The organism is Gloeocapsopsis crepidinum LEGE 06123 (genome assembly GCF_015207655.1).
Classification (GTDB): Bacteria; Cyanobacteriota; Cyanobacteriia; order Cyanobacteriales; family Chroococcidiopsidaceae; genus Gloeocapsopsis; species Gloeocapsopsis crepidinum.
In genome coordinates, this window is the sequence record NZ_JADEWN010000031.1 from 16,496 (window position 1) to 30,749 (window position 14,254).

The following is a 14,254-nucleotide window of genomic DNA, read 5'->3' on the forward strand; positions in this document are numbered from 1 at the left end:
GGGACAGCAAGCACAGAGAGTGAATTACACTGCAACTGCTGCAAGATCTTTAGCCGATTCCGACAAGTGATGCGACACCATACGGCAGTAGCGGTTGAAGGTCTGAGAAGTGCGGTAGTTTTCGTCGCGAGGATAAGGCGAATCAATGGCAATATCTTCTGTCACTCGACCAGGACGCGCTGCCATTATGACTACTCGGTAAGTAGACTGCTTCATACACGCTATGAGTGACAAAAATAATGGTTAGTTGCATCTGATGTTGCAAGTTCAAAATGTCGGTATTGAGCTTACTGCGGGTTATTTCATCTAATGCACCAAAAGGTTCATCCATGAGTAAAATATCGGGCTGAGTCACCACACGAGCAATAGAAACGCGCATTTTCATCCCGCCAGAAAGTTCGCGGGGATAGCAATGTTCAAATCCAGTTAAGCCTACTTGAGCGATCGCTTCTGATGCTGCCACTAGGGCTTGTCGCTTGGGTAATTTTGCTAGTTTCAATGGCAACCACACGTTATCAAGTACAGTAGCCCAAGGCAATAATGCTGCTTCTTGAAACACATAAGCTAGCCTGTGTTGATTATGGGTGTGATTCCAGGCGATCGCGCCTGTTTTCATATTGCCTAATCCAGCAATCAAGCGTAATACGGTACTTTTGCCACAACCCGATGGTCCCACCAAACTCACAAGTGTTGCAGGAGTAATTTCTAAATTTAAATCCTGAAGAGCGATCGTCCCATTCACATAGGTTTTAGAAATGTTTTCTAAGGAAATGATCGGCGAAGTATGCATAGTGATTATTGCAGAGATCAATTTTGGTAAATTTAGGCAAGTTACTCTTAGCCAAAAGACATTTAGCTTTATACGTATGCATCCACACTTTTATTGACAAAATCAAGCGTGAAGGCTTCTTGATAGTTCACATTTGGATTGAATACTTTTGCCTCAACCATGTCGGTATAAATTTGTGTCCAGCGTTCTTGCGTCATTGCACCAATGCCAAACGTTTCTGCATCACCACTTTTGACAATGCCGTATTCTTTAATTTTGCTCAAACTATGAGCAAGTTGCTCATCTGTCATTTCAGGATTGTCTTGTTTAATGAGTACATTTGCAGGAGCCGGATCTTCTAGATAGCTGTACCAGCCTTTAATCGAAGCATCCACAAACCGCTGTACTAAGTCAGGATTGCTTTCCACCAACTCGCGTTTTGTTTCAATAGTAGAACTATATGGTGTGTAACCGTGGTTTGCCATTAATAGTTCTACTGGCTTAAAACCGCCTTCCTGCTCGATTTTGTGAGGCTCTGAAGTAATGTACCCTTGCTGAACTAAACTCTTATCTGCGACAAAAGAACCCACATTGAAGGTATAAACACCAATTTGACTATCGCTGTAACCATATTTTTGCTTGAGGAACGGCCAGAAAGTCGTGTGGGCAATAGTAGAGAGCAAAATCTTTTTACCTTTTAGATCCTCAAATCTATCGTTACCTGCGTTGGGATGCGTTAGCAATGCTTGAGGATCTTTCTGGAACATAGCAGCAACTGTGATTTTGGGAAGTCCTGACTCAATTGCCTTGATCGCCTCAATCGCATATCCCATCTTAAAGTCAATGGTTCCCGCCATGAGTAGTTGATTGCCATTTACTTGAGAACCACCCATATTAATGGATACATCTAATCCATGTTTCTGATAAAGTCCTGTTGCAACGGCTTGATAAAAGCCGCCGTGTTCAGCCTGAGCAAACCAACTTGTCCCAAGGATAACTTTATTCAATTTACTAAATGTTGTAGAACTTGTGCTTCCTGCATTGGTTGTGCTATTTGAGGTACCGACGCAAGCTGAGAGTAGTCCAGTTCCTAATGCTAGCGATCCATACTTGAGAAACTTGCGGCGATTCAAAGCGAATTGGAAAGATGAAAGTTTAGAGTTGTGCATGAAAGGTTTTTTGCAAAAGGGCTAATAAACCAAATATTTTTAGCAAGCCTTGGCAACAATGCTTAGTAACTAAAGATGCATCGCTAAATATTCGAGTACTCTATAATATACAGTGCTAAATACAGAAACAAATACAAGTTTGTATACAAAAGAGTAAAAGTTTATAAGAGAGATTTCCGTATCACTGGCTACCGTTATTGCTCACTTTTATCAGGAATTGATGATGAACAGTTCAAAACCAATAGTTCGCAAATCTAGCAATAGCAGCGTTGACCGCATTTATGAGCGACTGAAGCAAATGGCGATGAATTATAAATTTCGTCCTGGAGAACCGCTCAATGAAGTAGAACTAGCAGCATCTTTCGGGGTGAGCCGCACACCACTGCGGGAAGTGCTGAACCGTTTAGTAGCAGAGGGGTTATTAGATTTCGTGCCGCGTCGCGGCTTTTCTTGCCGAGCACTTGATACCAAAATGATTTTCGATTTATATGAGGTGCGGTGTGGCTTAGAAATGATGAGTGCAAAGCTAGCTACAGAGAGGGCTACCGATGCTGAAGTAAGCACGCTAGTGACGCTTTGGAAGACAGCATCACAAAAATTTGGTGAGTTATCACCGCTTGAGTGCGCTCAGTGTGATGAACGCTTTCACGAGCAGATCGCAACGTTGTCACGAAACGCAGAACTGTTGCACTCACTACAAGCCATTAATGCTCGCGCTCATTATCTACGTCTCATTTCTATGGAAAAAGTCCATTACCGTCACAATACTTGCGACGAACATCAACTCATCTTAAAAGCTATACAGAAACGCAATGTAGAAGCTGCTGTAAACTGTATGTCTGCCCATGTCAGTCTGCGACAAGAGCAACTCGTTGAGGTTATCAAAGAAGGAATCGCACGATTATATATGACTTGAGTAATTTAAAAGCTCAGTAACTAAAGCTATTAGCAGTTAGCTGGTAGCTTTAGTACCGCTAATAGTAGCTACTCATCTAAACAGGAACTTGTTGATAAATTTGTGTTGCTTTGAGCATATGGTACGTAATTAAGAGTTGCGTCATGGCAAGAGGATAACTCTGAATTGATTCTCCAGTTGTACCAGCAACCTTTCCTAACTCAGGATTACTTTCGCGGCTGCAAAAATGTGATAGATGAGGTGGCATATCATTACAGATGATCTTTTCTAACTCATCCACTTGTTCAGATGTTGCATGACCATCAACTTCCAAGACATCTACAGGCTTATTCATATCTCGATCTAAATCTAAGCGAACTGCTGGATGAGGATGGCTACTAATAATATTCAAAATTTGTGTAAAATCTGGATGTGGGATAGTCGGACGCAATACTAAACGTACATTCAAGTGACCATTACCTTGATCAGGGCTATTGCCAGGAGGATAAAAACTCACGACAACATCTGCCCATTGGCGCTGAGGACGAATAAATTGCTCGGAATCCGGCTCGCGCTTTTCAAGTTCTGCTTTTACTTGCTCTGGTGTATATCCTCGTTTTTGTGTATCGCGCTTAATTTTCCACTGTGCACGCAGTGATTCCGGTGGTGCAAGGTAGACTTTGACATCAAAAGAGTCTCGCGCACCTCGTGTAGAATAACCAAGCAAGCCTTCTACAATGACAAACTTGCTGGGCTTGATGTATTGCGGTGGCTCAAAAGTACCTGTTTTATGGCTATAAATAGGCTTAAGAATTGGTTGTCCTGTACGTAACAAGGACAAATGTTGCTGCATGATATCAAGATAGTTGCAGTCAGGATGCAGTGCTGTAATGCCTGTCTCAGCCCGCTGACGGCGATCGTAACGATGGTAGTCATCTGTGCAGATAACTGTAACATTCTCTGGTCCAAGTACTTGAGCAATTCCCTTAGTTAATGTAGTTTTACCAGCAGCACTGTCTCCAACAATACCAAGAATAATAGGGCGATGGCTCATGATTCCTCCAGGACAAGAGAGCGTCTACTGCTTATATGTGAAATGCTTATCATTTTAAGCAGTAATCGAACTCAACTCAAGAACCATCTCAATATCTATATCTACTTATAACCAAGAAGTAAATCTTGCTCAGTACGCTTGACTGCGTAGATTTGCGCTCGCAAAGTCCTACTCAAGCAGATATTGCATGAAGTTTATGTTTTTGCACTGAGCGATCGCCTACGCTTTATTTGTGGCAGTTTTATTTACAAATTGACTCCATAAATTTGTCGTTCTTTGCCAAATACTCAGCCTTGACGTTATTAACTGTACTGAAGCTAGAAATAGAAAAGGCGGAATGGTTGTCAAGTAGCGATACCAAAGTCTGCGAGGCTCCTGAATCAGGCGATACAACCACTCTAACCCCATATTTCTCATCCAAAAAGGCGCTCTTTTATGAATTCCAGCAAATACAGGAAATGCTCCTCCTAACCCAATCATCACAGCATGAATTTTTCCTTTATGTTGGTCTATCCAGTACTCTTGCTTTGGACATCCTAAGGATACTAGAACCACTCCAGCACCACTACTATTAATCTTTTGAATAATTGCCCTATCCTCTTCTTCTGTAAGTGGTCTAAAAGGTAAAGACTCCATACCAGCAATTTGCAAATCAGGAAACTTATCATGTATTTCTTCTTTCATCTTTTCTAATATTTTCGTTGTGGAACCTAAGAAGAAAAGACTAGTATTTCTTTTTGGAGCCAGATGGCACAGAGATAAAAGAATATCCATACCAGCTACTCGATTTTGCCAAGGCGCTCCCATTAATTTCATTATCCAAACTAACGGCATGCCATCAGGTGTAACTAAATCTGCATCTTTTAAAACAGTGGAAAAATTAGGATTTTTGCAAGCTTCCATCAACATGTGGACATTTGCTACGCAGACAGTTTTACTTTCAAAGTGACTAGCCCAATTGAGGATTATTTCGAGCTGTTCTTTTAATGAAAGAGCAGTAACGGGTAAGTCAATTACATTGACAACTGTCTTAACAATTTGTAAATAATATTTTTCGGTTGTGACTGTTGCTAAAGCTAAGGACATATTTTAGTACAAATGAAGAATAAAATGTATGTTCAAATCATTTTGTCTGCAGACATAAAGTGATACCTGATTTGCAAGAATGCTTTCAATCAGCAAAACAAGCAAAAAAGAAGTACAAACTTGAGTATTACTCAAGTTGCTACAGCAATACCGAAACTTAATAAGAATGCTATGCAGGTTACTCTTAAATGTTTTCAGTATTGAATTTATTTTTGTAGAACGAAAGTCAAAACATCTGCATAAAACAGTATGTTATGCATTATTTATATTCAAAATTTTAAATGTTCGATAGTATTAGAGGCAACCAAAAAATGCTTTTTTACAAAAAAAATATATCTACAGAATGATGATTTTTTTGTTAGTAAGCTTGAAATTGCTTATTTTGTTTGTTTCTAGAATTTCCAGCTTAAATATTATAGATTTGTTTGTAAATTCTAAGTAAAATATTATCTTAATAATGCATCTTGCTCTTAAGCAAAAAGACATTAATAAGTTTATTGTGAGTGTTTATTTTCATCCTTTGTAAAGAGTGTATAAATTCATTTTATATTTATCTTGTTCAATATAATTAATCCACTCTATATAGATGGTTGTAGTTATAATTTTAGATTATTAACAAGCTAATTCTATAGCTAAAAATGTAATACATAAATTAATTTAATGCAATATAAATTATCTTTATTAGTATGAAAAACAAGTACTAATAATTTACAATTTGCAAAAGCTTTCTAAAAACTTTGAGATTAAATATTTTTTTATTATAACTCCAATAATTTAAGGTAGTAAATCCTGCAGGCACTTTTTGACTACTGAGAATGGGCAAACAAACTACTGAAAAAAGAACAAGCAGGCTTGTTCTCAAAATAAATTTATATTGCAGCGAATAAGAGAAAGCCCTTTAGGTAAAGTGTTGCATGAAAGATATGCCAAATTTAATCCTGTAAGTGTTCTCTTCTTTTAATATGAAAGGAAAACTTTCTAGTTCATTTAAGGAAATAAACACTTGTAAGGCTATTTGGTGTTTAACTTGCGTAGTAAGTAGCTGTGTTATGGAGTCAGTTTACACGCTTTTTATGATTCCAAGAGAGATAAGTAGTTTAACTAAGTTACTAGCTAGCAGAAGATCTAAAAAGAGTATTGACTTATCGCTCGGCACATAGCTTACTTAATAACTTAATTCTAATCTAGATGTTAATAAGTACAAATGAGTTCAGCTCACGACTATGCTTCAATATTTAGCAACACTCTTCCTAAAGTAATTTGCTGTCATTCTTCATCACTAAAATCCGTACCTTTAACCAAAGATTTGCCCAGGAGTATATCGTCTCCTTGCGGTAAATGCGTAATAATTTTATATATTTTTGCATCTCTATGTGCAGTCTCCATCTTATGAGAAATTAGCTGTATGGAAAAGTCGCCCAAAGCAGTGTTTTTTACAGTAGTAATTTGATGGATACCAAACAACTGAAATAAGATTATTAATAAGTGATAAAAGTCTTCAATAGAGAACCCAAGAATCTCAAATCAATAAAACTTAATTTTTCCTTCTGTTGAGTTGTAGAAGTGATAGATTAACTTAAGTAATGAGCCTTTACTCGCTCTATTCCAGAGTAGATTTTGATACACTATTTTTTCAAGTAAAAGGTACGTGATGTGGTTAAATATGCATATATGAATTTGGCAGTTAATATTCTTTACTCCGGATAGCTATATATAGAAACATATTCTACTTTGTTGCATCTACATATTCTTATGTAAAATTAATGATAACTAATAACATCGATAATTCTGTAAATAAATTTTGAAACATACTTTAAGCAACTAATAAACTAAGCTGGGTGAGTATTTTCTTGAAAACAATAGAATTAATAAATCTCTAATTATACTAATATCAAGAAATTCTGACGTCAATTTTAGTAAGTTTTGATTACTGAACAAAATAAATAGAAATCTATCAAACTCATTTCGTTTAAAAACTTAAACAACTCTAGTTTTAAAAAAACTAATACTATTTATAAACTTAGCACTATCTATACTTGAATCATGACTTAAACTACTTTACTACAACAAATAAGTATAAAAAACATGAATTAATTCTGTACTATCATAATCAAAGAAAGAAAAATTGCTACTATAATAAGTAAGATTTACTTAAGCTTTACATGGTACTATCAATCTATAAAGTTTATATGAAACTATATTTTGTAATCTATGATTGAGAATATATTATTGTACTTTACTGACTTGAGTCTTTCTTTATAAACAGTTAGTTTTACTCGCTGCTAATTAATGTTTTTTGAAATACTTAATTATTGATTTTTTATTAAAAGCTTATAGGTTTAAAGTTATTGATTTTGATCTTAATTCGAGATATCTAACTTGACCAGATATCTTTTATATAAATTTGACATAACAGAGATATTGAAATTGAAATGGAAACTCAAAGCTACTTTCCGAAGTTACTACCAGAGAAGAAGGGTAAATCAATTCAATCTTTACCTGTAGTTTATACAGCTCAACCACAGGAAGGAGATGAAGGTGGCTTAGAGCTTGGTCAGTTACTCAGGGCTTTACGGAGAAGAATTATTGTTATTGCTGGTATAACAACTGCGATCGCATCTACCTCTTTAGTTTTTGCCTTGTCGATTACTCCGACTTATCAAGCTAAGTTTGAACTTTTGATTACACCAGAGACTGTTGAAAATAAATTAACACCATCGCTTTTAAATGAAGAAGCGGGTCAGCAGTCTCAAGGTGTAGATGAAACTAAAATTAGGATTTTACAAAGTCCTAAAATAATGTCTCCTATCGTCAAAGAAATTGAAGCGAGATATCCAGGGTATGATCCGCCAAAGCTTGATTTCAGCTTGATCCAAGGGACAAATGTTTTAGAGGTTAGTTATCAAGCTCCAGACTCTGAAAAGGTTTCTCTAGTTTTGGATATAGTGTCTAAAGCCTACGTAGCATACAGCTTAGAAGAGCGTCAAGCAGATGTCCGCCAAGGTATTCAATTTGTAGAACAGCAGTTACCACAATTACAACAGCAAGTTGAAACACTGCAAGAACAACTACAAACATTCCGTCAAAAGTACAATCTCATTGATCCCGCAAATCAAGGCAAGCAACTTGCCGATCAGCTACATGAAATTGTTCAGCAGCGATTGGAAACACAAACACAGTTAGCTAAATTTCAATCACTCCACAGTACCTTGCAAAATCAGTTGCAACTTCAACCCAATGAAGCTAAAACTGCTTCAGCTTTAAGCGAGGCTCCTCGCTACCAAAATCTGTTAAACCAATTACAGGAATTAGAAAGTCAGATTGCAGTAGAGTCAGCTAAGTATCATGAAGATAGTCCCCAAATTCAAGCACTACGCGACCAACAGCGAAATTTGCTTCCTTTAATTGAACAAGAAGGACGACGGGTCTTGTTAGATAAAGTACCTAGTAGTATCTTTGAGTCAAGAACTTTAGCATCCCCTAATTCATTACGTCAGCAACAAACTCAGCAATCTTTTGATACTGCAAACCAAATACAAGCATTAAAGGCTCAAAGTCAAGCATTGACACAAGCAGAAAAATCTTTGAGACAACAGTTTCAACAATTTCCTGTACTTGTGCGTCAACATGACGATTTAGAGCGACAACTCAAAATTGCAGTTGATAATCTTAATCAGTTTTTGACTAAGCGAGAAGCGCTGCGGATCGATGCTGCACAAAAGCAGAGTCCTTGGCAGTTACTTACCCCTCCAACTCAACCTAGATCATCTACAGTGAGTGTTAAGCAAGTTCTCTTTTTAGGAACAGCTCTAGGTTTAATCTTAGGCATTATGGCTGCGTTATTAATAGATAAGTTAAAAAATGTCTTTTATACAAGTGACGAAGTTAAGGCAATAACTAACATCCCACTTTTATCTGAAGTTCCTCATCAGCGGTATCATGAAGCTTATCAAGAATCATTACACTCTTTATATACCAACATTCGTTTCCTTAGCTTTGATACACCTGCGCGATCGCTTTCAATTATCTCAGCGGCTTCTGGAGATGGTCGCTCTACTATTGCTGTGCATTTAGCGCAAACCATCGCAGCGATGGGTCAACGAGTATTGTTAGTAGATGCAGACTTGCGTCATCCTAAAATTCATAAACTTTTGAACTTACCAAATACGAAAGGGTTGAGTAATGTGATTGCTGACGAGTTAAATTTTCAAGATGTGATTCAGCGATCGCCTAATACATTAATGACATCTGAAGGTTACAATTCAGTCGATGTAGAATTAAAGATAGCCAAACCAATTTTGGTGGATAACTTCTTTGTTTTGACGGCTGGACAAGTTCCACCTAATCCTATTAATCTACTGGCTTCGCAGAAAATGCAATTGTTAGCCAAGGATTTTTACTCTACATTTGATTTTGTCATATATGACACACCACCGCTCTTGGAATTTGCAGATAGTAGCATAATAGCTACACAAACTGATGCCAGCATTTTAGTTGTAGGGCTGACAAAAACAAACCGTTCATGTTTGAAGAAATCATTAGAAAGACTTAAGCTATCAAGCTCTTCAGTTTTAGGGCTGATTGCTAATCTGACTAAAGAGTAAAATCAAAACGGTGATTAAATAAAGCTATGGGCGGTACTGGACTCGAACCAGTGACATCCTGCTTGTAAGGCAGGCGCTCTACCAACTGAGCTAACCGCCCGTTTTGTACGCAAGTATTTATAGTAGCAAATCATTGCCAGAAAAGCTAGTATTTTTGCAAAATATTTTGCTGAATACATTAACTAAACTCAATGCCCTCTGGTAGAACGCACGATCGCATTACTTTATGGGGCTTACCCCTGATTACTAGTCTGACTTTTTTTCATACTCAGAGTGGTAACTTAACTTTGATTGTGGCTGGAGCCTATCTCTTTAGTGGCTTAATGTTTGGTCCAGATTTGGATCTGTACTCTAGACAATACCAACGTTGGGGTTACTTCCGGTGGATTTGGTTACCCTACCAAAAAGCATTACGACATCGCTCGATTTTTTCACACGGGTTATTGATTGGAACAACTGTGCGAATATTGTATTTAGGTGTTTGGCTTACCCTTATAGGAATTTTTTGCCTGGGAGTGGCGCACTTGATTTGGGGTGTGGAATTAACTTGGCAACAGTTGGTTACAGAAAGTAGGCGATCGCTCACACAAAACCCAGCAGAATGGTTCTATCTGTTTGCCGGACTCGAATTGGGAGCAATGAGTCATTCTTTGAGTGATTGGAGTAGTTCTGCTTATAAACGGTTACAACAAAATCGTGCCAAAATGAAGAAACGTAAAGGAAGTCCAACACAACTCAAACGTCGTAAATAGCGTTTTCGGATGACTCACTTTCAAAAATCAAATCAACCGCAGGCTACTGACGAAACTTTGGTAGCGATACAAGAACTTATTGATGTTGTGGCAAAACTGCGATCGCCTGATGGTGGTTGTCCGTGGGATCTAGCACAAACACCGGAAACTTTGATTCCCTACGTGATTGAAGAAGCTTATGAAGTGGTAGACGCAATTCGTACTCAAGATCGAGATGCGATCGCTGAAGAACTTGGAGATTTACTACTACAAGTTGTGTTACAAGCACAAATTGCCTCAGAAGTTGGTAACTTTAGTCTGAAAGAAATTGCCCAAGGTATTACTCAGAAACTGATTCGCCGTCATCCTCATGTCTTTAGTGATGTCAGTGTTCAAAATGTCGATGAAGTGCGGCAAAACTGGGAACAAATCAAAGCAGCAGAAAAAGGCACATCACTGACAGATGCCCAAAAGTTGGGTTATAAACTGAGTCGATATGCGCGATCGCTTCCGCCACTCATGGCAGGAATGAAAATTTCTCAAAAAGCCGCAGCGGCGGGATTTGAGTGGGAAAACGTTGAGGGCGTGTGGGCAAAATATCACGAAGAACTTGCCGAATTTCAAGAAGCGATCGCACATCATTCACCAGAACAACAAGCAGAACTCGGCGACTTGTTGTTTGTGATTATTAACCTGGCACGATGGTATCAACTCGATCCTGAAGCAGCATTACAAGGAACCAATCAAAGATTTGTCCAACGTATCATCCAAATGGAAACTTTTGCAGAGCGACCTTTGTCTGAGTATACGCTGGAAGAATTAGAAAATTTATGGCAACAAGCTAAAGTCAAATTAGCTAAAAATATCCATTCTTCTGAAGATGCAGTTTAGTCTTAAGTAAATATATTTTATGGTAAAAATATTGCAAGTTTTCAGCTTGGCGATCGCAAGTTCTACCAGTTTCATCGCAAGTACAACAGTGGCGCAACCAAGCCACAAGTTAACCGTAGTTGTAGATAGAATTGCCCGTCCGAGAGGTCAAGTTTGCTTTCGACTTTACGATAAAGAAAAAGGTTTTCCGCGGAATGCTGCTGGTGTGATTCAAAGTGGTTGCACGAATGCTCAAGGTTCTTCAGTAATAGCAGAATTTCATGCACTACAGCCTGGAAGCTATGCGGTAACAGTATTTCACGATGAAAATAATGACCAAAAACTAAATACAAACTTCTTAGGGATTCCCAGAGAAGGTTTTGCAATTTCTAATAATCCTCCTGTAAAAATTGGCGCACCAAAATTTAGTAATGCTAGTTTCAGTGTTGAGGGAGATACAACAATTAGAGTCAATATGCGATATTTGTAAGTACATCAAAACTGTAGAATCAAGTAGTTGTATTCATGAGGATATGCAAGTACATTGGCAGCGATTTGATATTGTTGAGAGCAGTAAATTTTAACGCGATCGCATATTATCTAGAACCGTAATCTAAATAATTGTTGACGAAAACATAAACTTTAGTGTTATATTTATTTATTAGTGAGTTTGTGGTAAGTTCTGAGATTGCAATGGGTAAGCTTTTGTACAGTGCTAGCGTAGTTTTGCGCCTCGAACTATTTGTTGGTTTAGTCGGCTTAATACTGTTTTTAGGATACTTGGGATTTACAAACTATCGTAGTGATTATACGCCTTATATTTCACCCACTTCACCAGTAATACAAAACTAGGAAGTGCGTTTTCACTCCCTAGTTGTGTTCTAGGAGTGATTTAAAAGAGTAGTAGTATCACTAAACCTAAAATAATTGCACCACCTCCTGTAACATACAACCAAAAGCGGTGATAGCTGTTAACAACAGTACCTGCATCGGTGCGCAACTGCGCTAAATCTAGCCAGGGCATAACACCACGGCGAAACCAACCAACGGTACTCACTGGGGAACCAATTAAGTTTTTGACGCGGTTCATACCAAAAAAGAAGTTTCCAAACGCACCGAAGCGCGAAGCATAGCGTAGATAGATCATACCTGTACGGTCTTGTAGCTTCAAATCAGAACCAAACTGATAGCCAGCATCACCACGCCCAATTAATTCACCTTTAAGTCGGATTGGTTTACCGCGCAAGGGACTTGCGTAGGGATCAGACATTAAGTTAAGAACATCAGAACTAGCGGTAAATTGAAAATCAGGAAACATCACCGCTGTTTTAATTAAAGTTCCTATGCCAAAACCGATGAGAACTGTTGTCAGGATAACTGTTCCACTCGCAATTTCGGCAGAAAATAGTAGTAAACCAACGACAAGACCAATAAGAATTCCGATCGCTTCTGCACCATAAAGTAAGACATCTAACGCAAAGTTACCGTAGAGTTTTTTCTTATCAAGACTTTTACCCTCAGCAACAACACGACTAAAATCAAATTCAGTTTCTAATCCTAGTTGTTCGGCATAAGTACTCAAAGCACGGACGCGTTTTCCAGTCAAGGGGTGGGTGGAATTGAATTCCATGAACCAACCCCAAGGGTTAAACATATCCCACAAGAAAACACGCCCTAGTTGTTGCGGTTGCGCAATTTGATACGCGGTTCCGGTTGCTGTCGCAGCTTTGGCGTCGTAGATACCTAAAGCACGAGTACCTTCAATTAAGCGGCTTGGTTCAGCAGCGTGTTTACTTTCTTCTAAAACACCGTAGGCGATCTTGACTAAAGCGCGAGATAGTGCATTAGGATTACCTGTGGCTTCAGCCGCGAAATGATCCGCATAGTATTCGCGCGTGCGTGAGAGGTAAAGAAGTAGATAAGTTCCGACTATGTAAAACACGTAGGCTACTGCTGCAGCTGTACCTGCGGCATTTTTAATTTTTTCACCACCACTTCTTCCTAACCTGCGAGCAAAGGTATAAATTAAGTAAGTGATTTGGACTAGAGTTGACGCCAGCGTCATCACAGCAAAGTCCCAGTGGACAATGTGACCGAGTTCATGCGCGTATACTGTAGCAATTTCGTCGTCTTCTAAGTATGTGAAAAGTCCTTGGCTGACGACTAAACGCGCTGTATTCGGTAGCGAACCATAGGTAAAAGCAGTGGGGTTTTGATCGTCAATAATTCCTAATCTGGGCTGCTGTAGCTTTTGTTAGGCACAGATACGCTGAATGATTCTGGCAGCTTCTGGACTCTGGTGTTGTACTTCTGCTAAAGATACCCAGCGAGTATGATACAGCGAATTCTGCATCAAGTCCATGAGTAGTGGTGATAGGAAAAAGGCTGCGGTATTGAATACGAGTGTCCCAACGATCGCAACCATCAATCCGCTGGTAGGATTATCGCTACTGAGGATGAATGTCAGTGCTAAAAATAAGACGAACACCATTCCTAAGAGCAATGTTATAGTTACGCCGGAGGCAAGCGCAAGATTACTCGCAACACCGCTTATGGCAAGTTTGATTCCTGCTTGTGCAGCTCGTTTCGGTTTACTGTGTTTAATACGGGATTGCGATTGATTATTTAAATCAAGTGCCTGCTTTGCCCACTTTTGGGCTTCTGAGTTGGGATGAGTTGCTAGCTGTTTTGCCAAGGCGATCGCTTGTTGCTTTTGATGTGTTTTTTGGTACGCTTTGATTAACCAAAACTGTGCTTGTAGATAGTATTTATTGTTATGTTTGATACTACTATTGCAATATTTTTCTAGTAATTCTACTGCATCGTAGTAACGTTGTTGTTGGTAAGCTTCTACGGCTGTTTGTAATAATTCAAATTGAGGAGACATAAGATTGCCTCTGTAAGTTCTTGTTTTTATATATACCCAGAACTTCAAGAATACTTGCGCTCAATTTGGAGCAGTTTAATGAAGATTGTGTAAATTATGACTTGAAAGAACCTGACTAAACGCACAGGAAGTGGGAAATAGTTAATTAAGAACTACGTTCGCGCACAAAGGTGCCGGAGGCAATCATTA

At 38.5% G+C, this 14,254-nt stretch carries 13 protein-coding genes and 1 tRNA gene; 6 read left to right on the forward strand and 8 right to left on the reverse strand.

Going from position 1 to position 14,254, the window contains the following annotated elements:
* Positions 1-24 precede the first annotated feature (24 nt).
* The 3 genes from IQ230_RS26675 to IQ230_RS13520 all read right to left on the reverse strand — a co-directional run bounded on the left by IQ230_RS26675 (position 25) and on the right by IQ230_RS13520 (position 1,938).
* Entirely contained in the window at positions 25-186 is a 162-nt protein-coding gene (locus IQ230_RS26675) for a hypothetical protein (RefSeq protein WP_228054889.1), read from the reverse strand.
* Complete coding sequence (locus IQ230_RS13515) at positions 143-790, reverse strand: ABC transporter ATP-binding protein (protein WP_228054891.1); 648 nt, start codon at positions 788-790, stop codon at positions 143-145. Before IQ230_RS13515 ends, IQ230_RS26675 begins: the two co-directional genes overlap by 44 nt.
* Before the next feature lie 68 nt (positions 791-858).
* Positions 859-1,938 carry an ABC transporter substrate-binding protein gene (locus IQ230_RS13520; protein ID WP_193932495.1) on the reverse strand — a complete coding sequence of 360 codons (1,080 nt, stop codon included), beginning with the start codon at positions 1,936-1,938 and terminating at the stop codon, positions 859-861.
* 220 nt (positions 1,939-2,158) lie between these two features.
* Between IQ230_RS13520 and IQ230_RS13525 the strand changes: the two genes are divergently transcribed.
* Positions 2,159-2,854 (forward strand): GntR family transcriptional regulator, encoded by a 696-nt coding sequence (locus IQ230_RS13525; RefSeq protein WP_193932496.1) that lies wholly within the window; start codon positions 2,159-2,161, stop codon positions 2,852-2,854.
* 76 nt (positions 2,855-2,930) lie between these two features.
* Here IQ230_RS13525 and IQ230_RS13530 read toward each other — a convergent pair whose 3' ends face one another.
* Both IQ230_RS13530 and IQ230_RS13535 read right to left on the reverse strand, forming a co-directional pair.
* The gene (locus IQ230_RS13530) at positions 2,931-3,887 is read right to left on the reverse strand and encodes a phosphoribulokinase (protein WP_193932497.1); all 957 of its coding nucleotides are present in this window, start codon (positions 3,885-3,887) and stop codon (positions 2,931-2,933) included.
* Between the two features lie 219 nt (positions 3,888-4,106).
* Positions 4,107-4,973: a WecB/TagA/CpsF family glycosyltransferase gene (locus IQ230_RS13535; protein ID WP_193932498.1), complete on the reverse strand. Its 867-nt coding sequence runs from the start codon at positions 4,971-4,973 to the stop codon at positions 4,107-4,109.
* Positions 4,974-7,405: 2,432 nt separating this feature from the next.
* On the opposite strand from IQ230_RS13535, the gene IQ230_RS13540 reads away from it, so the two are divergent.
* Complete coding sequence (locus IQ230_RS13540) at positions 7,406-9,577, forward strand: GumC family protein (RefSeq protein WP_193932499.1); 2,172 nt, start codon at positions 7,406-7,408, stop codon at positions 9,575-9,577.
* 27 nt (positions 9,578-9,604) lie between these two features.
* On the opposite strand, the gene IQ230_RS13545 is transcribed toward IQ230_RS13540, so the two are convergent.
* A tRNA-Val gene (locus IQ230_RS13545) sits at positions 9,605-9,677 on the reverse strand.
* 91 nt (positions 9,678-9,768) lie between these two features.
* Here IQ230_RS13545 and IQ230_RS13550 point away from each other — a divergent pair.
* The 4 genes from IQ230_RS13550 to IQ230_RS13565 all read left to right on the forward strand — a co-directional run bounded on the left by IQ230_RS13550 (position 9,769) and on the right by IQ230_RS13565 (position 12,030).
* On the forward strand, positions 9,769-10,329 hold the full coding sequence (locus tag IQ230_RS13550) for a metal-binding protein (RefSeq protein ID WP_193932500.1): 561 nt from the start codon (positions 9,769-9,771) through the stop codon (positions 10,327-10,329).
* 9 nt (positions 10,330-10,338) lie between these two features.
* Positions 10,339-11,199 (forward strand): nucleoside triphosphate pyrophosphohydrolase, encoded by an 861-nt coding sequence (gene mazG / locus IQ230_RS13555; RefSeq protein WP_193932501.1) that lies wholly within the window; start codon positions 10,339-10,341, stop codon positions 11,197-11,199.
* Positions 11,200-11,218: 19 nt separating this feature from the next.
* Positions 11,219-11,668 carry a DUF2141 domain-containing protein gene (locus IQ230_RS13560; RefSeq protein WP_193932502.1) on the forward strand — a complete coding sequence of 150 codons (450 nt, stop codon included), beginning with the start codon at positions 11,219-11,221 and terminating at the stop codon, positions 11,666-11,668.
* Positions 11,669-11,871: 203 nt separating this feature from the next.
* Positions 11,872-12,030, forward strand: coding sequence for a hypothetical protein (locus IQ230_RS13565; RefSeq protein WP_193932503.1), 159 nt, complete (start codon positions 11,872-11,874; stop codon positions 12,028-12,030).
* Between the two features lie 40 nt (positions 12,031-12,070).
* Here IQ230_RS13565 and IQ230_RS13570 read toward each other — a convergent pair whose 3' ends face one another.
* Both IQ230_RS13570 and IQ230_RS27685 read right to left on the reverse strand, forming a co-directional pair.
* The gene (locus IQ230_RS13570; RefSeq protein WP_322742411.1) at positions 12,071-13,405 is read right to left on the reverse strand and encodes a M48 family metalloprotease; all 1,335 of its coding nucleotides are present in this window, start codon (positions 13,403-13,405) and stop codon (positions 12,071-12,073) included.
* A 27-nt stretch (positions 13,406-13,432) separates the two neighbouring features.
* Positions 13,433-14,065 carry a hypothetical protein gene (locus IQ230_RS27685; RefSeq protein ID WP_322742409.1) on the reverse strand — a complete coding sequence of 211 codons (633 nt, stop codon included), beginning with the start codon at positions 14,063-14,065 and terminating at the stop codon, positions 13,433-13,435.
* Positions 14,066-14,254 lie beyond the last annotated feature (189 nt).

What these genes read in the sequence shown, in the direction of transcription:
- IQ230_RS26675 (WP_228054889.1), bottom strand. Translation starts at nt 186, where the DNA reads ATGGCAGCGCGTCCTGGTCGAGTGACAGAAGATATTGCCATTGATTCG.
- IQ230_RS13535 (WP_193932498.1), bottom strand. Translation starts at nt 4,973, where the DNA reads ATGTCCTTAGCTTTAGCAACAGTCACAACCGAAAAATATTATTTACAA.
- IQ230_RS13530 (WP_193932497.1), bottom strand. Translation starts at nt 3,887, where the DNA reads ATGAGCCATCGCCCTATTATTCTTGGTATTGTTGGAGACAGTGCTGCT.
- IQ230_RS13540 (WP_193932499.1), top strand. Translation starts at nt 7,406, where the DNA reads ATGGAAACTCAAAGCTACTTTCCGAAGTTACTACCAGAGAAGAAGGGT.
- IQ230_RS13550 (WP_193932500.1), top strand. Translation starts at nt 9,769, where the DNA reads ATGCCCTCTGGTAGAACGCACGATCGCATTACTTTATGGGGCTTACCC.
- IQ230_RS13515 (WP_228054891.1), bottom strand. Translation starts at nt 790, where the DNA reads ATGCATACTTCGCCGATCATTTCCTTAGAAAACATTTCTAAAACCTAT.
- IQ230_RS27685 (WP_322742409.1), bottom strand. Translation starts at nt 14,065, where the DNA reads ATGTCTCCTCAATTTGAATTATTACAAACAGCCGTAGAAGCTTACCAA.
- IQ230_RS13560 (WP_193932502.1), top strand. Translation starts at nt 11,219, where the DNA reads ATGGTAAAAATATTGCAAGTTTTCAGCTTGGCGATCGCAAGTTCTACC.
- IQ230_RS13520 (WP_193932495.1), bottom strand. Translation starts at nt 1,938, where the DNA reads ATGCACAACTCTAAACTTTCATCTTTCCAATTCGCTTTGAATCGCCGC.
- mazG (WP_193932501.1), top strand. Translation starts at nt 10,339, where the DNA reads ATGACTCACTTTCAAAAATCAAATCAACCGCAGGCTACTGACGAAACT.
- IQ230_RS13525 (WP_193932496.1), top strand. Translation starts at nt 2,159, where the DNA reads ATGATGAACAGTTCAAAACCAATAGTTCGCAAATCTAGCAATAGCAGC.
- IQ230_RS13565 (WP_193932503.1), top strand. Translation starts at nt 11,872, where the DNA reads ATGGGTAAGCTTTTGTACAGTGCTAGCGTAGTTTTGCGCCTCGAACTA.